This is a genomic window from Bradyrhizobium sp. MI1.7 (assembly GCF_055811795.1).
Genome location: NZ_JBVVPO010000009.1, coordinates 133790 through 152028 on the forward strand (window position 1 = coordinate 133790; position 18239 = coordinate 152028).

The 18239-nt window shown below is 64.7% G+C and carries 15 protein-coding genes; 8 read left to right on the plus strand and 7 right to left on the minus strand.

The genetic code is table 11. The features are described 5' to 3' along the window. The first annotated feature begins 59 nt into the window (after positions 1–59). On the plus strand, positions 60–1061 hold the full coding sequence (locus AC0L3X_RS11980; protein WP_063980121.1) for an adenosine kinase: 1002 nt from the start codon (positions 60–62) through the stop codon (positions 1059–1061). 141 nt (positions 1062–1202) lie between these two features. Here the strand turns inward: AC0L3X_RS11980 and AC0L3X_RS11985 are convergent, their stop codons facing one another. Together AC0L3X_RS11985 and AC0L3X_RS11990 are read right to left on the minus strand one after the other, a co-directional pair. Next, entirely contained in the window at positions 1203–2897 is a 1695-nt protein-coding gene (locus AC0L3X_RS11985) for an AMP-binding protein (RefSeq protein ID WP_473316415.1), read from the minus strand. A 193-nt stretch (positions 2898–3090) separates the two neighbouring features. Beyond that, positions 3091–4284: a serine hydrolase domain-containing protein gene (locus tag AC0L3X_RS11990; protein WP_231143725.1), complete on the minus strand. Its 1194-nt coding sequence runs from the start codon at positions 4282–4284 to the stop codon at positions 3091–3093. Between the two features lie 347 nt (positions 4285–4631). On the opposite strand from AC0L3X_RS11990, the gene AC0L3X_RS11995 reads away from it, so the two are divergent. Then, positions 4632–4952, plus strand: coding sequence for a hypothetical protein (locus AC0L3X_RS11995; protein ID WP_028150598.1), 321 nt, complete (start codon positions 4632–4634; stop codon positions 4950–4952). Between the two features lie 112 nt (positions 4953–5064). After that, positions 5065–6558: an NAD-dependent succinate-semialdehyde dehydrogenase gene (locus tag AC0L3X_RS12000; RefSeq protein WP_063980118.1), complete on the plus strand. Its 1494-nt coding sequence runs from the start codon at positions 5065–5067 to the stop codon at positions 6556–6558. A gap of 12 nt (positions 6559–6570) precedes the next feature. Here the strand turns inward: AC0L3X_RS12000 and AC0L3X_RS12005 are convergent, their stop codons facing one another. Then, complete coding sequence (locus tag AC0L3X_RS12005; protein ID WP_187387847.1) at positions 6571–7470, minus strand: helix-turn-helix transcriptional regulator; 900 nt, start codon at positions 7468–7470, stop codon at positions 6571–6573. Between the two features lie 30 nt (positions 7471–7500). Here AC0L3X_RS12005 and AC0L3X_RS12010 point away from each other — a divergent pair, with 30 nt between their 5' ends. After that, positions 7501–8421 (plus strand): NAD(P)H-binding protein, encoded by a 921-nt coding sequence (locus tag AC0L3X_RS12010; RefSeq protein ID WP_063980116.1) that lies wholly within the window; start codon positions 7501–7503, stop codon positions 8419–8421. 8 nt (positions 8422–8429) lie between these two features. After that, positions 8430–8783 (plus strand): nuclear transport factor 2 family protein, encoded by a 354-nt coding sequence (locus tag AC0L3X_RS12015; protein ID WP_231143724.1) that lies wholly within the window; start codon positions 8430–8432, stop codon positions 8781–8783. Between the two features lie 45 nt (positions 8784–8828). On the opposite strand, the gene AC0L3X_RS12020 is transcribed toward AC0L3X_RS12015, so the two are convergent. From AC0L3X_RS12020 to AC0L3X_RS12030, 3 genes are all read right to left on the minus strand, one after another. Then, entirely contained in the window at positions 8829–11045 is a 2217-nt protein-coding gene (locus tag AC0L3X_RS12020) for a SulP family inorganic anion transporter (RefSeq protein WP_063980114.1), read from the minus strand. A gap of 352 nt (positions 11046–11397) precedes the next feature. Beyond that, positions 11398–12312, minus strand: a complete 915-nt coding sequence (locus tag AC0L3X_RS12025; RefSeq protein WP_063985957.1) for a phosphoribosylaminoimidazolesuccinocarboxamide synthase — start codon at positions 12310–12312, stop codon at positions 11398–11400. A 78-nt stretch (positions 12313–12390) separates the two neighbouring features. Further along, a complete protein-coding gene (locus AC0L3X_RS12030; RefSeq protein WP_354131703.1) occupies positions 12391–13308 on the minus strand; it encodes a pirin family protein in 918 nt (305 codons plus the stop codon). A gap of 64 nt (positions 13309–13372) precedes the next feature. On the opposite strand from AC0L3X_RS12030, the gene AC0L3X_RS12035 reads away from it, so the two are divergent. The 3 genes from AC0L3X_RS12035 to AC0L3X_RS12045 all read left to right on the plus strand — a co-directional run bounded on the left by AC0L3X_RS12035 (position 13373) and on the right by AC0L3X_RS12045 (position 16642). Next, positions 13373–13945, plus strand: a complete 573-nt coding sequence (locus AC0L3X_RS12035; protein ID WP_473316416.1) for a GNAT family N-acetyltransferase — start codon at positions 13373–13375, stop codon at positions 13943–13945. Positions 13946–14007: 62 nt separating this feature from the next. Beyond that, on the plus strand, positions 14008–15072 hold the full coding sequence (locus AC0L3X_RS12040) for a helix-turn-helix domain-containing protein (RefSeq protein WP_063985955.1): 1065 nt from the start codon (positions 14008–14010) through the stop codon (positions 15070–15072). Between the two features lie 142 nt (positions 15073–15214). Then, the gene (locus tag AC0L3X_RS12045; protein ID WP_063980112.1) at positions 15215–16642 is read left to right on the plus strand and encodes a serine hydrolase domain-containing protein; all 1428 of its coding nucleotides are present in this window, start codon (positions 15215–15217) and stop codon (positions 16640–16642) included. A 199-nt stretch (positions 16643–16841) separates the two neighbouring features. Here AC0L3X_RS12045 and AC0L3X_RS12050 read toward each other — a convergent pair whose 3' ends face one another. Then, on the minus strand, positions 16842–18209 hold the full coding sequence (locus AC0L3X_RS12050; protein ID WP_063980111.1) for an MmgE/PrpD family protein: 1368 nt from the start codon (positions 18207–18209) through the stop codon (positions 16842–16844). Positions 18210–18239 lie beyond the last annotated feature (30 nt).

Here is an 18239-nt window from a genome sequence, read left to right on the forward strand (position 1 = left end):
AGACCGACAGGAAGCGGATTTCCGCGGGTATCGCAATCCGCCAAACAGGATCAAGGTGAATGGCTGACGTGAAATATGACGTTCTCGGCATCGGCAACGCGCTGTTCGACGTGCTGGTCCGGACTGACGAGGCTTTTCTGGCCAAACACGCCATGACCAAGGGCAGCATGTCCCTGATCGACGAGGCGCGGGCCGCCGCCATCTACAAGGACATGGGCCCGGCGACCGAAGTCTCGGGCGGCTCGGCCGCCAACACCATCGTCGGCATCGGCAGCCTCGGGGCACGCGCGGCCTATGTCGGCAAGGTCAAGGACGACCAGATCGGCAAGCTCTATGTCCACGACATCCGCGCCGCCGGCGTCGCCTTCAACACGCCCGCCGCGAAAGACGGCCCTGCGACCGGCTGTTCCTACATCCTGGTCACTGATGACGGCGAGCGCACCATGAACACCTATCTCGGTGCCGCACAGGACCTGTCGCCCGCCGACATCGATCCGGCCGAGATCGCGTCGGCCGGCATCGTCTATCTCGAAGGCTATCTCTGGGATCCGAAGAACGCCAAGGACGCCTTCGTCAAGGCGGCCCAGATCGCGCATGATGCCAAGCGCAAGGTGGCGCTGACGCTGTCGGATTCGTTCTGCGTCGACCGCTATCGCGACGAATTCCTCGGGCTGATGCGCAACGGTACCGTCGACATCGTGTTCGCCAACGAATCCGAGCTGCATTCGCTCTACACGACCTCGGACTTCGACACCGCGCTGAAGCAGCTGCGCAACGACGTCAAGCTCGGCGTGGTCACCCGCAGCGAGAAGGGCTGCGTGGTGGTGACGCCGACCGAGGCCGTCGCCGCGCCGGCCTCGCCGATCGCGAAGCTGGTGGACACCACCGGCGCCGGTGATCTCTTCGCCGCCGGCTTCCTGTACGGTCTCGCGCGTAACCTGGCGCACAAGCAGTGCGGCGAGCTCGGCGCGCTCGCGGCTGCCGAAGTGATCCAGCACATCGGCGCGCGGCCGCAGGTGTCGCTGAAGGAGCTGGCGCAGCAGCGCGGGTTGACCGTTTAAGGAAGTCGCGCCCCAACCGCGCTGTCGTCGCCCGGCTTGACCGGGCGATCCAGTATTCCAGAGGCGGTTGTGATTTAATCGAGACGCCGCGGCGTACTGGATTCCCCGTTTTCGCGGGGAATGACAGTTGCGGCTCGCGGCCTAAGCCGTCTTCGCCGCCTTCAATCCCAGCCGCTGCTCCACCGCATCGCGCATCACGAATTTCTGGATCTTGCCGGTCACGGTCATCGGAAACTCGTCGACGAACTCCACATAGCGCGGGATCTTGTTGTGCGCGATCTGGCCGTCGCAGAACGCGCGAACCTCTTCGGCCGTCAGCGTCTCGCCCGGCCTGACGCGGATCCAGGCGCAGAGCTCCTCGCCATAGCGGGTGTCGGCCACGCCAAAAATCTGCACGTCCTGAATCTTGGGGTGGCGATACAGGAATTCCTCGATCTCGCGCGGATAGAGGTTCTCGCCGCCGCGGATCACCAGATCCTTGATGCGGCCGACGATGTTGCAATAGCCCTCGTCGTCGATGGTGGCGAGATCGCCGGTGTGCATCCAGCCATTGGCATCAAGCACGTCCGCCGTCTTTTCCTTCTCCTCCCAATAGCCCAGCATGATGCTGTAGCCGCGGGTGCAGAGCTCGCCGCGTTCGCCGCGCTTGACGATCCTGCCCTCGAGATCGACGACCTTGACCTCGACATGCGGATGAATCCGCCCGACGGTAGAGACACGCCGTTCGAGCGGGTCGTCCGTCGCGCTCTGGAAGCTGACCGGACTGGTCTCGGTCATGCCGTAGGCGATGGTGACCTCGCGCATGTTCATCTCGGTGTTGACGCGCTTCATCACCTCGATCGGGCAGGGCGAGCCCGCCATGATGCCGGTGCGCAGCGATGTCAGGTCAAACTTTGGGAATTCGGGGTGATCGAGCTCCGCGATGAACATCGTCGGCACGCCGTACAGCGCCGTGCACTTTTCCTGCTCGACCGCGCGCAGCGTCGCGAGCGGATCGAAGCCCTCGCCGGGATATACCATCGTCGTGCCGAGCGTGACGGAGGCGAGGTTGCCCATCACCATGCCGAAGCAGTGATAGAGCGGCACCGGAATGCAGATGCGATCCTGCTCGGTCAGGTGCATCGCACGTCCCGTGAAATAGCCATTGTTGAGGATATTGTGGTGCGTCAGCGTCACGCCCTTGGGCGATCCCGTGGTGCCGCTGGTGAACTGGATGTTGACGGGATCGTCGAATTGCAAGGCAGCGCCGAGTGCAGTGAGCTGCTCGCGATGCTGCGCTCCGCCCATGCGCGCGACCTCTTCGAACGGGATCGTACCTGATGCCGCGGGGCCACCGATCTGGATCACCATCCGCAAGTCCGGCAGTCGCGCTGCGTTGAGTTGTCCGGGCTTGGCGCCGGCCAGTTCCGGCAGCAGCGTGTTGAGCATCTCAATGTAATGACTGGTCTTGAACACGGTCGCCGTGACGATCGCCTTGCAGCCGACCTTGCGCAGCGCGAACTCCAGCTCGCTCAAGCGGTAGGCGGGATTGATCGTCACCAGGATCAGGCCGGCCTTGGCGGCGGCGAACTGGGTCAGCGTCCATTCCGGCCGGTTCAGCGACCAGATGCCGATCCGCTGCCCTCGCTCGAGGCCGAGCGCGAGAAAGCCGGCGGCGAGCGCGTCGACCCGTTCGGCGAATTCGGTCCAGGTCCATCGCACGCCGTGGCTAGGCGAGACCAGCGCCTCGCGATGGCCCCAGCGCCGCACGGCGCGGTCAAGGCTGCGGCCGATGGTTTCGCCGAGCAGCGGCGTGTCCGAGATGCCGCAAACATAGCTGTCGGCTTTATCAGACAATTCGAAATCCTCTCGTCAAAGATAGTCAGTGCGATCTTTTTCGGTCGTCATGCCCGGGCTTGTCCCGCCTGCGCGGCCGAAGCCGCTTCGGCGCAGCGAAGGCCCGGGCATCCACGTTCTTCGTGCAGCAAGGTCAGGCGTGGATGGCCGGGACAAGCCCGGCCATGACGTGTGGGGAGAGCTCGGCTCTCCCTTAGGCCGCCTTCTTCCCGCTGCCCGCATCGAGCCCGGCATACACGCCACGCTCGAATCCCGTGAAGGCCTCGATGCACTTGGCGTCGACGAACGGCAACACCTGCATCAGGATCACGCCGGAAACATCGCGCGCCGGGTCGATCCAGAAATAGGTGTTGGCGAGACCGGCCCAGGCGAGGCTGCCGGCGCTGCGGCCCTCCGGCGTCTTGGCAGTATTGATCAGGAAGGACAGCCCCCACTTCTTCACGATGTCGGGGAAGAGATCGACATCGTTGGTGTACATGGGCGCAACCGTCGTCATCTTGCCAATGGTGAGATCGCCGATGTGGTTCTGGCCCATCAGCGCGACCGTCTCGGGCTTCAGCACCTGGTTGCCGTTGCCGCGGCCCTTGTTGAGGATCATCTGGGTGAACTTGATGTAGTCGCCGGCAGTGCCGTAAAGGCCGCCGCCGCCCATGCAAAATTCCGGATTCTGCTCGATCTCGAACGGGATCGGCGCCAGCGATCCATCCTCGCCGCGAGCATGGGTGGCGACCAGCCGCTGGCGCATGTTGTCGGTGATCTTGAAGCCGGTGTCGCTCATACCGAGCGGAGTGAAGAGATTGTCGCGCAGATAGGCATCGAGCCGCTTGCCGCTCACGGCTTCCACTGCCTTGCCGACGAAGTCGATGTTGATGCCGTATTCCCAGCGCGTACCGGGATCAGACATGATCGGCGTCTTCAGCGCGACGTCCTGGCAGGAGAAGATGTTCGGGGTTCCGGTCTTCTCCAGATAGACCGCGAGATCGCCGTTCCACACATTGTAAGCAAAACCAGCGGTGTGGGTCATGAGCTGGCGCAGCGTGATCGCGCCCTTCGCCGGCCGCAGTTTCGGTTCGCCCTTGGCATCAAAACCTTCGAGCACCTGCGGCTTGGCGAGGTCGGGCAGCACCGAACCGATCGGCGCATCCAGCGACAGCTTGCCCTGCTCGACCAGCTGCATCGCGCCTGCTGAAGTCACCGCCTTGGTCATCGAGGCGATCCAGAACACGCTGTCGTCAGTCATCGCATCGGGCTTGGACAGGTCGCGCTTGCCGAACGCGCTTTGATAGATCACGTCGTTGCCGCTGGCGGCGATCGCGACGACGCCGGGAATCTCCTTGGCGTCGCTCTTCTGGCGCAGGATCTCGTCGATCTGGGCTTTGCTTTGCATACGCGTTTCCTCCGGTTTGATTATTGTTGGAAGCGAATGATTGTCCTCCTGCACGGTCCGCGCGGCAAGCGCGTCCAGATGCCCGCGCCGGTCGCGATGTCGTGACTTGACGGTGCGTGGCGTGCGCAGGACGAGAGAGGGCTGAACTGCAACACTCCGTCACAATCTGCGGTGGATGGCCGCAACTCACCGTGACCGTGGATAGGCTCTGGCGATATGTTTCACGTGTTTGAAGCACTTGAAACATTTTGTGCGTTGCGGCGTTTCCGCACGCGGCCAATCGACGGCCAACGTTAAGACTTGATGCAAATATTGGCGGTCGTTCATGACCGCGAGGGGGACCTCAGATGATTTCGACTTGGAGCGAATGGAAGCGCTATCCCCGTCCCGGACGGGGCGACAATCTCGAGGCGCCGATTTCGCCCGGCATTTACGAGGTCCGGATCGCCGGCACCGGCGCGCTCTATTCGTTCGGCGCTGTCGATAATCTGGCGCAGGCGCTGGCGCTGCTGCCGGTGGGCTCGAAATCCTGGTTCGGGCGCCGTGACACCTCGGACGTTCCCGATCTCGAATACCGTACGTGCGCGACGTCCTCGAAGGCCGACGCCAAGGCGGCCGCCGAGCGCATGATCGGTCGGCGCGAGACGTATATGAGTGGCGCGGCATAACCGCGCCGTTGCCACTTTAACTCCCAGCAGATGTGCGTTGCGGGACGGTGCATTGCGCGCCGTCTGTCCCTATATTCGGGGCCGATCCGATCGCGCCCCGAGGAACAATGCCATGACCCCGACTGCCGCCGCACGCGCCCCGCAAGCCACGTCCAATCTGCGCGACCGGTTGAAGGATCCGTCGTTGCTGAAGGAGGCCTGCTACATCGACGGCGCCTGGGTCGGCTCGCCGGTCTTCGCGGTGAACAATCCTGCGACCGGCATCGAGCTCGCGAAGGTTCCGCAGCTTGGTGCGGACGATACGACCAAGGCGGTCGAAGCCGCCGAGCGCGCCTTTCCGGCCTGGGCCAAGCACACCGCCAAGCAGCGCTCCAACATCCTGCGTAAATGGTTCGAGCTGATCATCGCCAACCGCGAGGATCTCGCGCTGATCCTCACCTCCGAGCAGGGCAAGCCGCTCTCCGAGGCGCTCGGCGAGGTCGATATCGGTGCCGCCTATATCGAATTCTTCGCCGAGGAAGCCCGTCGCGTCTATGGCGAGACCATCCCGACGCAGCGGCCCGATGCGCGCCTGCTCGCGATCAAGCAGCCGATCGGCGTCTGCGGCGCGATCACGCCGTGGAATTTCCCGAACTCGATGATTACCCGCAAGGTTTCGCCGGCGCTGGCGGCCGGCTGCACCGTGGTGCTGAAGCCCGCCAACGAGACGCCGCTCTCGGCGCTGGCGCTGGCCGTGCTCGCCGAGAAGGCCGGCGTGCCCAAGGGCGTGCTCAACATCATCACCGGTGACGCGCCGCCGATCGGCAAGGTGCTGTGCGAGCACCCGGCGGTGCGCTTCGTCGGCTTCACCGGCTCGACCGCGGTCGGCAAGATCCTCTACCAGCAGGCCGCCGTCGGCGTGAAGCGGCTCGGCCTCGAGCTCGGCGGCAATGCGCCGTTCGTGGTGTTCGACGATGCCGATATCGATGCCGCGGTCGAAGGCGCGATCGTCTCGAAATACCGCAATATGGGTCAGACCTGCGTCTGCGCCAACCGCATCTACGCCCAGGACAAGATCTACGACGAGTTCGTGCAGAAGCTCTCGAAGAAGGTCGCGGCGATGAAGATCGGCGATGGCACCGAGAGCGGCGTCACGCAGGGCCCGCTGATCAATTTGAAAGCGGTCGACAAGGTCGAGCGCCACATCGCGGACGCCGTCAAGCGCGGCGCCAAGGTCGTCACCGGCGGCAAGCGCAGCGAGCTCGGCCGCTCCTTCTTCGAGCCGACGGTGCTTGCCGACGTCAAGTCGGACTCGCTGGTGGCGCAGGAAGAAACGTTTGGCCCGCTCGCGCCGGTGATCCGCTTCAAGGACGAAGCCGATGTGATCGCGATGTGCAACGCCTCGCCGTTTGGCTTGGCTTCGTACTTCTACTCCCGCGATCTCGGCCGCGTCTGGCGCGTCGCCGAAGCGCTGGAATCCGGCATGGTCGGCGTCAACACCGGCCTGATCACGACCGAAGTCGCGCCCTTCGGCGGCGTCAAGGAAAGCGGCCTGGGCCGCGAAGGCTCGCGTCACGGCATGGAAGAATATGTCGAGATCAAATACGTGATGATGGCGGGGGTTTAAGACCGTCGCCGATCAGTCCTTGCTTCGACGCAGTTCGCTCGGACTGCGTCCGAGCTCGCGTCGCATCCATTTGGCCAGATGAGACTGATGGGCAAAGCCCGCTTCGAGGGCAACATCGCTTAGCTTGCGATCGCCTTGAAGGAGGAGCTGGCGCGCGTGCTCCACTCTCCTTCTCAGGATGTAGCGATGAATCGTGACATCCATGGCCGCCTTGAACCATGTACGCAGATGTGAGCTGCTGACGCCGGCCTCGCGGCTGAGAATGTCGATTGTGAGCGGCTGGTCGAGATTTGCATCGATATAGGCGAGGACTCTCTGGAGCTGCGCGTTCGAGAGGCGGATGGCCTCTCCCGGCGGATCATTCGCCAGGTTGATCAATTCGACCGCCAGGGCCATTCCCACGTTTTCGGCAAACAACGGGCCGCTCGGCGAGCCCGCTTTCACGTCGCTTTCGAGAGCCTGTCCAAGCAGAACGATGCGGTCATTCCGCAGCATATGATGATGCGTGAGCCGGGCGGCTGCCAATTGTCGACTCCTTGATGCTGCATGGTCCAGCATGCCTGGTGCGAGCCGGATCTGAAGCGACTGGTAGGGCGTCTCAGCCACGAAGCCGCCGATGGCGCCGGACGGAACCACATCGATATCGCCGGCCTGACGTAGAAACTGCTCCCCGGTCTCGAGACAGAATGAGCGCGTCGCCCGGCTGAGGTGGATGATGATGCGGTGATCGCCGATCGGCTCCAGCGCAACGGCGTCAGGCTCGGTTCGCCTGGCCGCAGCGGTGGCGCCGGCCGATGTTGACGCCGAACTCGGTCTCGCACGCATGGGCCAGGCTCCAGATCTTGGCGGAACGTGTTCGATATTTGGCGGATCGTGCGCGATTTTCAACGGCGCGGGCGTCAAAGAACTCATCTGTCGTTTCCCGACAAATGAGGATGCCAAGTGAGTCACTACGTGATTGTGGGAGCCGGCCCGGTCGGGCGCGAAACCGCGCGCCTTCTGGCGGAAGAAGGACACAGTGTCATCCTGACCAGCAGGAATGCCGGATCGCTCAATGCCGGCGATGTGCGTACGGTTTCGTCAGATGCCACCGATGCTGCACAGCTGGCGGTACTCAGCAAGGGCGCGGATGCGATCTTCATGTGCGCGATGGCGGCCTATCATCGTTGGCCGACCGACTTCTTTCCGATCATGGACGGAACGGTCAAGGCGGCCGAGCAGGTTGGTGCCAGGCTGCTCGTGGTCGGGAATGTCTATGGCTATGGCGCGGGATCTGCGAGCCCTCTCACGCCGGACCTGGAGCCGGACCCGACCACCCGAAAGGGCACGACCCGGCACATCATGTGGCAGCGTGCGTTGCGATCGAGCGTTCCCGCCCTTGAAGTGCGGGCGAGCGATTATCTCGGCGAGGGCGCAGTCGCCTATTTTTCCCTGCTGGCGTTGCCGTCGCTGCTTAGGAACGAGCCGGTTGCCTTCCTCGGCGATCCGGATGCCGCGCATGCCTGGTCTTTCACCAAGGACACGGCGACGACGCTGGTTGCAGCGTCGCGCTTCACTGGAGAATGGGGCCGCGCCTTTCACGTGCCGTCGCAGTCGGCGTCGGTGCGCGAACTGGTACGGAGATTCGCAGCCGCGCTGAAGATCGACGCTCCTGGCCTGTCGCGACTCGCCCCGGCTGAGCTGGAAGGCATCGGCTTCAGCGAAGGGATCGAGATGGCCTATTTGTTCGAAAAGCCGCTTTTGCTCGATGCCGGCGATACAGAGAAACTGCTGGGCGTCACCGCGAGCAGTCTGGACACCATGGTTCGCGACACACTTTCGCAAGTAGCAGACATGGTTGCGACAGGGAAGGAAGCAAAATGAGTGAACAGGTGACCAATCTCGTCCAGAACTACATCGCGGTCTGGAACGAGAGAGATGCCGGGAAGCGCCGGTTGCTGATCGACAGAGTCTTCAGCGACGCGTGCGTCTATATCGATCCGAATGACTCGGTGGCTGGAAAGGATGCGATCGAGCGCCTGGTGCAAGCCTTGCAGGCGAGACTTCCGGATCTCCGCTTCACGCTCGCCGGTCACGTGAATGCGCATCACGATCAGATCCTGTTCGGCTGGACGCTGGCTGCGCCCGGAGCCGCAACACCTGCCGCCACAGGCGTCGACATGGCGGTGTTGGACGGTGACCGCATTCGGCAGCTTCATGGATTTGTAAATCCGCGGGACCAATAGCGTGTAGCCCGGATTGCGCTCCGCTCGATCCGGGCTACAGGTCCGTCACCGCCGCAACACCGCAATCGTCCGGTTCGCGAACGTCAGCCGCTCGGCCATGACCGACACGAAATAGGTCAGCAGCTTGTGGCTGAGCGTGGGGTCCTCGTCCCTGATCGCGTCGAACTGGAGCGTGTTGAGCACGTAGAGCACGCTGGCGACCTCGGCCTGGATCGTCGCGCTGCGCGGCGTGTTCGACACCAGTCCCATCTCGCCGATCGTGGTGTAGCGCCCCAGGCTGCGCACGCGCGTGGTGCGGTCGTCGTCGGCGGGGACCATGATGCCGACGCGGCCGTCGAGGATGAAATGCATGGAATCGGCGGGGTCGCCGGCCTGCACGATGATGTCGCCGGCCTCGACCTCGAGGCGCTGGCAGCGGTGGATCAGCGCGTCGGCGTCGGCCTCGCTGTCGAGTATCCCCGTGAACCAGTCGCGCAGGCTGGCTTCTTCCTGCTCCCGCCCCTGATGCTGCGAGATGATCTCGTTCTCGCACCATTCCAGCGCATGATCGAGCTCGCCGATGATGGTGACGCCCTCACCGACGAAGTCGCTGGAGCGCAGCACCTTCTCGGCCGCCGCCGACAGATGCACCAGGATCAGCTCGACGCCGAGGTCATGCGCGCTGCGCTTGATCTGGGCGAAGCTGTAGGCGGCCGAGGAGTCGACGCCGGTGACGAGCTTGAAGTCGAACAGCAGATAACGGCACTCCGGGCGCTCCTGGAGCAGCTGTTTGACGTGCTGGTAGAGCCGGTTGGCGGAGCCGAAGAACAGATAGCTCTGCAGGTTGAGGCCCTGGATGTTGCCGCCATGGGCCAGCAGCACGTCCTGGTCGTCGCGCGAGCGGTCGAGCGAGGAACGATATTCCGAGCCGTCGAAACTGTACTTGATCGACTCCACCCGTGCGGCGCTGAACGCAAACGTCGCGCAGCCGATGATCACGCCGATCAGGATGCCCGGCACGAAGCCCCAGGCGACGATGATCGCGATGATGGCGATCAGCGAGAGATATTCGAGCTTCGAGAGCCGCTTGCGCGACTCGATGATCCATTTGTGGAGCTGGTCGGCGCCGAGATAGAGCAGAAGGCCACCGATGACGAATTTCGGGATGAAGCCGAGCAGATCGGGCGCGACGGCAAGCATCAAAAGGGACAACGCCGCGACCGTAAGGCCGGACAAGCGTCCGCGGCCGCCGCTGGAGAAATTGAGGATCGTGCGGCTGATCGAGCTGCAGCCGGCATAGCCACCCAGCATGCCGGTCAGGATATTGGCGGCGCCGGTGACGTTCAGCTCGCGCTCCAGATTGGCCTCGCGATGCACGGCAACCTCGATGCCGGTGGTGTTGAACAGCGTGCTGGAGGCCGTGACGAAGATGACGGCAACCACGTTGCCGAGCAGGTCCGGCACGGCAAACCAGGGATAGCGGGCGAGATCGTCGGTGTGCCAGGGCAGCATGAAGACCGCCTGCGGCGGCGGCTGAAACGTCCAGCCCAGGGCGCGAGCGTGATCGAATGAAACGCCGGTGATCCAGAACGCCAGATGCGCCGTGAGCACGCCACCGACCAGGATGATCGGCAGTCCGAACGGGCTGCGCGAGCGATGCCAGGTCAGGTACAGCACCAGCGCCATCGCGCAGGCGGCGCCCAGCTCCAGCAATGTGGTGCCGTTGGCGAAGTGCGTCAGCGTCGTGAACTGGAGCGGGTGGTTGGTGATCACCCGCACCGCGCCCAGGGCGATGAGAAGCCCGGTGGCGCCGAGGAAGCCGCCGACGACGGGATAGGGCACGTAGCGGATGGCGCGGCCAAGCCGCGTCAGGCCCAATCCGCACAGCACCAATCCCGTCAGCACCGTCGACAGGCCGAGCGTGATCAGAACCGGCGAGAGCAGCGGCGTCGACAGGTTCGCCGTCTCGAGGCGTTCGACCACCGAGGCCGCCAGAATTCCTGTCACCGCCGCGGTCGAGCTGTCGGGGGCACCAATTGCGAAGGGCAGGGAGCTGCCGAGCCCGATGACGACCGCAAGCACCGCGGAACTGACGAACGTCGCCGTGATTCCGTAGGACAGGTAAGGCGAGAGCGGCCCGGCGAAGATCAGCAGCGAATAGGACAGCCCGAAGGTGACGGTCAGGACGCTGGCCGCCGTTCCGCCCAATATATCATTCAACGCACGCTTGAGGGCCGGATTGAATCGCGAAGCCGGGCTGAAAATAATTGCTGGATCGGTCACGCCGTTGCGCTCGCCCCTGAAAAGTCCCGTCCCGAGACGTAGACGAGTACGGGCTTAGCGCAACTGGATTCTTGTAACTGTGAAACATCCGACAGTTTTGCGGCGGTTTGGCGTGTGAACGGCCAATCACACGCGGCGGGCCATCCACGTCATTGCGAGCGCAGCGAAGCAATCCAGTCTGTGTGTTCCTCATCCTGAGGAGCGCGGAACGCGCGTCTCGAAGGATGAAGGCCCCGCTGGTGGCCTCGCCCTTCGAGACGCGCGTAAAGGGCGCGCTCCTCAGGGTGAGGAGCAGCAGCTCTGGATTGCTTCGCTTCGCTCGCAATGACGGAGCGAGACGAAACAGCCGGGCTTAGATCTTCAGCTCTTTCCCCGTCACGCGCCTGTAAGCTTCGAGATAGCGCTTGCTGGTTGCATCCACGACGCTGGCGGGCAGCGGGGGCGGCGGCGCGTCGCCGTTCCAACGGCCGGCGTGGCGCTCGACGTCGAGATAGTCGCGCAAAGGCTGCTTGTCGAAGCTCGCCTGCGGCTGGCCGGGCTTGTAGGCATCGACCGCCCAGAAGCGTGAGCTGTCTGGCGTCATGACTTCGTCGATCAGGATGATGCGGCCGTCCTTGTCGCGGCCGAACTCGAACTTGGTGTCGGCGATGATGATGCCCTGCTCGCGGGCGAGCTCCTCGCCGAGCGTATACACCGCGCGCGTCATGCTCTCGAGCGTGTAGGCGACCTCGTCGCCGACGACTTCTCGCATCTTGGCGATGGTGATGTTCTCGTCATGGCCAGTCTCGGCCTTGGTCGCCGGGCTGAAGATCGAAGGCTCCAGCTTCTCGCTCTCGACGAGGCCCTCCTTCAGCTTCTCGCCGGCCAGCGTGCCGCTGGCGGCATATTCCTTCCAGGCCGATCCCGAGAGATAGCCGCGGATCACGCATTCGATCGGGAAGACGGTGGTGCGGCGCGACAGCATGGCGCGGCCGAGGATCTCGGCGCGATGCGGCTTCAAGGCCGGCACGGCGGCAATGATCTCGTCGGCGTCGGCGCTGATCATGTGATGCGGCACCACGCCTTCGAGCTCGTTGAACCAGAATGCGCTGATCTGGGTCAGCACCGCGCCCTTCATCGGGATGGTCTCGCCCATCACGACGTCGAAGGCGCTGATGCGGTCGGTGGTGACGAGCAGCAGGCGGTCGTCGTCGACGGCGTAGATATCGCGCACCTTGCCGCGTCCGATCTTGGGTAGGGGCAGGTCACTGGAGAGCATGGCGGTCATCGGCAGGGCCTTCGCAGACAAGTCCTTCGGACAGGGGATTCAGGCCGCACTGGATGGTACGGCCTAAATCGGGATAGCCTATTCCGGCAGCGGAATGAACTCATGTTCCTGCGGAACCCCGGCGAAGCGGCCGGTTTTCCAGTCCTCCTTGGCCTGCTCGATCCGCTCCTTGCTGGAGGAGACGAAATTCCACCAGGTGTGGCGCGGGCCTTCCAATGCATCGCCACCGAGAAACATCATGCGCGTTGCCTTCAGCGCCTTCACGGTGATGCGGTCGCCGGGCCGGAAGATCAGGAGCCGCGGCCCCTCGTACCGCTCGTTCGCGATCTCGACCTCGCCGTCGACGACGTAGATGGCGCGCTCCTCGTGGTCGGGGTCGAGCGGCACGCTGGCGCCCGCGACCGCCGTGACCTCGGTGTAGAACCAGGGCGACACCATCGTAACCGGCGAGGTGATGCCGAACGCGGAGCCCGCGATCACCCGCGCGGTGAAATCGCGCTCGGAAATCATCGGCAGATCGCCCGCGCCGTAATGCTGGAACGACGGCGCGATCTCTTCGGATCCGGCCGGTAGCGCGATCCAGCTTTGCAGGCCCAGCATCTGCTGCCCCGAGGCGCGCTGTGCGTCCGGGGTGCGCTCGGAATGGGCGATGCCGCGGCCGGCGGTCATCAGATTCATTGCGCCGGGCGCGATCTCCTGGACGTTGCCCTCGCTGTCGCGATGCATGATCGAGCCGTCGAACAGATAGGTGACGGTGGCAAGCCCGATATGCGGATGCGGCCGCACGTCCATGCCCTTGCCGGAGACGAACTGCACCGGGCCGAAATGATCGAAGAAGATGAACGGCCCGACCATCTGCCGCTTGCCATGCGGCAGCGCGCGCCGCACCACGAATCCGTCGCCGAGGTCGCGGGTGCGTGGCACGATGACGAGATCGAGTGCGTCGCAGGACATGGGATCGCCGAGCACGGGATCGTTCGAGGGTTGCCAGCTCATGGTGGTCTCCTGTTTCTTGCTGGTATGATCGTAACAGAACAATGTCGGGAACGGGAGAAGACCGATGATCCCACCGCTCAAGCCAGGCGCCAGGCTGCTCGAGGTCACAGGCCCCCGAATCGAGACGGAACATTTGATCCTGCGGCCATGGCGCGCCAGCGACATTGCGCCGAATGCCGCGATGTTGTCCGACCCCGGCACCGCCCGCTTCATCGCCGCCGACGGCAAGCCGGTCACGACCGAGATTGCCGGCTGGCGTAACGCGGCCGTGATCTCCGGACACTGGGCGCTCCACGGCTTCGGCATGTTTGCGGTCGAGGAGAAATCGAGCGGCAGCTACATCGGGCGGGTTGGTCCGTGGTGCCCGCCGGGCTGGCCCGGCTTCGAGGTCGGTTGGGGCATCGCCAGGGATTTCCGCGGCAAAGGTTATGCGGTGGAAGCGGCCAGCGCATCGATCGACTGGGTGTTTGACAGCTTTGAGATCGACGAGATCATGCACTGTATCGAGAGCACGAATACGCCGTCGCAGGGCGTGGCGCGCAGCCTGGGCGTCCGGAAGGAGCGCGAAATCGATCTGTTCGGCAAGCCGGCCGACGCCTGGATCACGTCGCGCGCCGCGTGGACCCGGCGAAATTGAATCGGTCTTTGATTTGAACTAGGTTCGCGTCACGCGCGTGCGTGCGCGATCGGGTCGACCGGATGCTGCTTGCCAATCTCGAACTTGCCTTTCGCGCCGGCGCCGTGGCGCTGCTGTTGGTGTTGGCGGCATCGTTGTTCTCGGACTTCCGCAACGTGCTGGCGGCTCGCCTCGGCGCCGCCTTCGCGCTCGGCTCGGCCGCGCACGCGGTGAGCTATTCGGTCGGCGTGACGTCGCTAGTGCCGGCCTGGCATGCGCCGCTGATCGCACTGTCGACCGGCAATATCGTGGTGTTCTGGCTGTTCACGCGCGCGCTGTTCGACGACGATTTTCGCCTGCGCTGGTGGCATGGGCTGGTCTGGGGACTGGTGACGGCCTTCAGCTTCGCCGGGTGCGTCTGGATCGCGCCGGGCGGCCATGTGCGGTTCTCCGTCACCGTGGTGAACCTGATCGTGCTCGGCTTCATCGCGCTCGCGGTAGGGCAGACGATCGCGTCGTGGCCGGCGGATCTGGTCGAGCGCCGGCGGCGTGCCCGCGTCTTCATCGTCTGCGCCGCCGCGCTCTATGGCGGACTGAACGCGCTGCTCCAGATTGCCGTTGCCGGCAGTGACGTCGGCGATGTCGCCAACACCATCAATGCCGGCGTGCTGGCCTGCGTCGTTGCGGCCATCGCCTACGCGATGATGCGCGTCGATGGTGCGGACCTGTTTCCGGCGAACGCGGGCGTCACGCCAGCGGTCATTCTGAGCCATCCCACAGCCACCGATGAAGCCGCCGACCAGAAGCTGATCGACGCCCTGATGCGCCTGATGGCGGATGAGCGGGTCTATCGCCAGGAGAACATCACCATCGGCGTGCTGGCGGGCCGGCTGAAAATTCCCGAATACAGGCTGCGCCGGCTGATCAACCAGCGGCTCGGCTACCGCAATTTCAATGTGTTCCTGAACAACCACCGGATCGAGGAAGCCAAGGCGGCGCTCGCCGATCCCGCCCAGGCCGAGGTCCCCGTCATCACCATCGCGATGGACGCCGGCTTCCAATCGCTCGGTCCCTTCAACCGCGCCTTCAAGGCGGTGACGGGCGTGACGCCGACGGAATACCGGCGGCTCAAGGTGAGTGCGGCGTAAGTTCTAACCCTTTCCAATCACGCCGAAATTCCAGAATCGACCAGCCCGGTTCAGTTTCAGCCAGTCTATTTTCCAAATCCGGCGAGCACTCCTCCGCCCACTCCGGCTTCCTCCCGGCACACGCCCCAGCCGGAGAAAGCCCGTGACCCGCCGCCGCAAGATCATCCTCCTGACCACCGCCGTCGCCTGTATTGGCCTCGCATTCGGCGCCGCTCGCGCGCGCAACGCGCCGCAGGTCGCCACCGGCTTCCTCGCCGACATCCTCTGCGCCGAGACATTTATCTCCGGCCTCGATCCGCAGCGCACCTTCACCGAGACCACCGACGCGATGCCGGGCTCGGGCCTGATCACCTGGGCGATGGACTACCGGATCGACCGGGTGCGCAAGGACGTCACCGTGACGCTGTTCGGCCTCGGCCGTAGCCATGCCGTCTATCGCGAGGGGCTGGGCTGTACGCTCGAGCACGGCGCTGATATCGCCGACGTCGCGCCGCCGGCCGACGACAAGCAGCCCGCATTGCTCCCCGAGATCGCGGGACCCTCGATCGTGCCGCCACAAAGCCCGGAGCTGTCGGCCGCACTCGATCGCGCCTTCACCGAACCCGCGCAACCGCCCGCCCGCCGCACCCGCGCCATCGTCGTCATGAAGTCAGGCCGCGTCATCGCCGAGCGTTATGCGGATGGTGTCGGGCCCGAGACGCCGCTGCTCGGCTTCTCCATGACGAAGTCGGTGATCTCGGCGCTAACAGGCATTCTCGTGCGCCAGGGCAAGCTGAAGCTCGACGGGCCCGCGCCGGTCGCGGCGTGGACAAATCCGGATGATCCGCGCCACGCCATCACCGTCGACCAGCTGCTGCGGCACACCGCGGGCCTCGCGCTCGGCAGCTCGCTGCAGGCTTCGCTCGGCTCCGCCTTCGAGCCGGTCAATCGCATGAAATTCATCGAGGACGACATGGCCGCCTATGCCGCGAGCATGCCGCTTGCCACCGCGCCGGGCGCGGTGTGGAATTATCACGACGGCAACACCATCATGCTCGCGCATCTGATCCGCAATGCTTCCGGCGGCAGCCCCGCGGACGCGCTGCGCTTCGCGCGCCGTGAATTGTTCGCGCCGCTCGGCATGCGCCACGTCACGCTCCAGCTCGACGGCGCCGGCACGATCGAGGGATCGAGCGAGATGCTGGCCTCCGCGCGCGACTGGGCGCGCTTCGGTCAGCTCTATCTCAATGACGGCGTCGCCGGCGGCAAGCGTATCCTCCCCGAGGGCTGGGTGAATTACGCGGCGTCAGCCACGCCGAATGCCTTGGTCGGCATCGGCGCCGGCTTCTGGACCAACCGGGGCGACAGCTTTGGCGCGAATTTCCGCGTGGAGCACGGCTGGCCGCGCGATGCGTTTTTCGCCAAGGGCACGATCGGGCAGTACACGATCATCATTCCCTCGGAGCGTCTGGTGATCGTGCGGCTGGGCCGCTCGTCCAACTGGCCGCCGGAAGCGGATGGCGTGTTCGATCTGGTGCGGGATGTGGTGGCGGTGACGCGCGAGAAGGGGAAAATGGCGGGGGTGGATTGATGACAGCAGCAGAGCGCTGTCTCTTACCCTCCCCTGGAGGGGGAGGGTCGGCTCATATAGAGCGCAGCGAAATATGAGACGGGGTGGGGTGACGGTCCCTCCGCATTCAACAGTGCCCGTGCGGAGGGTTCACCCCACCCCGCTCGCGCTGCGCTCTATATGAGCCGACCCTCCCCCTCCAGGGGAGGGTAAGCAGCTCCTACCTCCCCAGCTCCGTGGCTTTCGCCACGCGGTCGAACCGCTCCAGTGTCATGATCGCGTCCGCAAACTTCTCCGCGCGCGCGTTCAGCACCGGGCGCGCCAGCGTCAGAAACTTCTGCTGCATCGCCTGCGCGTCGGGGAACGAATTCGGCTCGCCCGAGGGATCGGCATAGAGCCGCTCATGCACGCCATCGTCTGTCGTGATGCTGACGCGCGCGCCGAACGGGTGGGTGCGGCCGACCTCGAGCCGATCGTCCTGCACCACGTCGAACTTGTCGGCGAGCGCGTCGATGGCGGCGTCACCAAGGCGGTTGTAATCGTCCCAGCCGAACGAGCCCTGGTCGAGCGCGAGCGCACCGGTGAAGAACATCGAGAACTGGCCGCCGACGATCGAGGTGGGATGCCGCTTGGTCGCGACATCGCCGGTCAAGGTGATGCCGTTCCGATGCAGGCCGATCTCGACGCGCTTGACCTGGTCGGGCGTCAGATTGTGCTCGCGCCGCATCGCGATCAGCGCGTCGATCGCCGCATGGGTGTAGCGGCAGCTCGGATACGGCTTCACGCCGATCTTCATCGTCTCATAGGTCTTGCCGAGCCCGGCGACCGCCTTGTCCGGATGCGCGTTGTCGGTGTAGCCGGCGAGCAGGCCGTGCTTGCCCTCGACCGATTCGCTCGCGCCGACGAAATCGTTGCGCGCCAGCGTCGCGGCGATCACGCCATTCATCGCGGCGGCGCCGACCTGGTAGCGCTTGTTCCAGGCGCCGTTGACCAGGAATTGCAGCGAGCCCGCGGCCTGGCTGCCGGAGACGCCGAAGGCGGCGATGATCTGTTGCTCGGACAGGCCGAACAGTTTGCCCGCGGCGGCCGCCGCGCCATAGGTGCCGGCGGTCGCGGTCGGGTGGAAGCCGCGCGCGTAATGCGAGGTCGGGTCGAGCGCGTTGCCGAGCCGGCAGCAGACCTCATAGCCCGCGACGATCGCGGTCAGCACGTCGCGGCCCGACGCGCCGACCATCTCGCCGACGGCGAAGGCGGCCGGAACCACCGGCGCGCTCGGATGCAGCGAGGAATCCGCGTGCGTATCGTCGAAATCGAGGGAATGGCCGAGCGCGCCGTTGAGCAGTGCCGCGACCGCCGGCGTCCAGGTCTTGCTGTCGCCGAACACGGTGGACTCGCCCTTGGTGTCGAGCGCGAGCGCTTCCAGCATCTTCAGGATCGAGGGGGTGGATTCCGCCTCGCTGCGGGCCCGGATGGCGCTGCCGAGGAAGTCCAGCGTCAGCACCTTGGCGCGATTCAGCACTTCCGCCGGAATATCCTGGTATTTCAGATTGACGACATAAGCGGCGAGCGTTGCGGTTTCGTGAGCCATCGTGTTTCCTCGTTTTGGCGCGCAAGTTAG

What these genes read in the sequence shown, in the direction of transcription:
- AC0L3X_RS11990 (WP_231143725.1), bottom strand. Translation starts at nt 4,284, where the DNA reads ATGCAAAGCAAAGCCCAGATCGACGAGATCCTGCGCCAGAAGAGCGAC.
- AC0L3X_RS12025 (WP_063985957.1), bottom strand. Translation starts at nt 12,312, where the DNA reads ATGACCGCCATGCTCTCCAGTGACCTGCCCCTACCCAAGATCGGACGC.
- AC0L3X_RS12030 (WP_354131703.1), bottom strand. Translation starts at nt 13,308, where the DNA reads ATGAGCTGGCAACCCTCGAACGATCCCGTGCTCGGCGATCCCATGTCC.
- AC0L3X_RS12005 (WP_187387847.1), bottom strand. Translation starts at nt 7,470, where the DNA reads ATGAGTTCTTTGACGCCCGCGCCGTTGAAAATCGCGCACGATCCGCCA.
- AC0L3X_RS12000 (WP_063980118.1), top strand. Translation starts at nt 5,065, where the DNA reads ATGACCCCGACTGCCGCCGCACGCGCCCCGCAAGCCACGTCCAATCTG.
- AC0L3X_RS12050 (WP_063980111.1), bottom strand. Translation starts at nt 18,209, where the DNA reads ATGGCTCACGAAACCGCAACGCTCGCCGCTTATGTCGTCAATCTGAAA.
- AC0L3X_RS11980 (WP_063980121.1), top strand. Translation starts at nt 60, where the DNA reads ATGGCTGACGTGAAATATGACGTTCTCGGCATCGGCAACGCGCTGTTC.
- AC0L3X_RS12040 (WP_063985955.1), top strand. Translation starts at nt 14,008, where the DNA reads ATGCTGCTTGCCAATCTCGAACTTGCCTTTCGCGCCGGCGCCGTGGCG.
- AC0L3X_RS12035 (WP_473316416.1), top strand. Translation starts at nt 13,373, where the DNA reads ATGATCCCACCGCTCAAGCCAGGCGCCAGGCTGCTCGAGGTCACAGGC.
- AC0L3X_RS11995 (WP_028150598.1), top strand. Translation starts at nt 4,632, where the DNA reads ATGATTTCGACTTGGAGCGAATGGAAGCGCTATCCCCGTCCCGGACGG.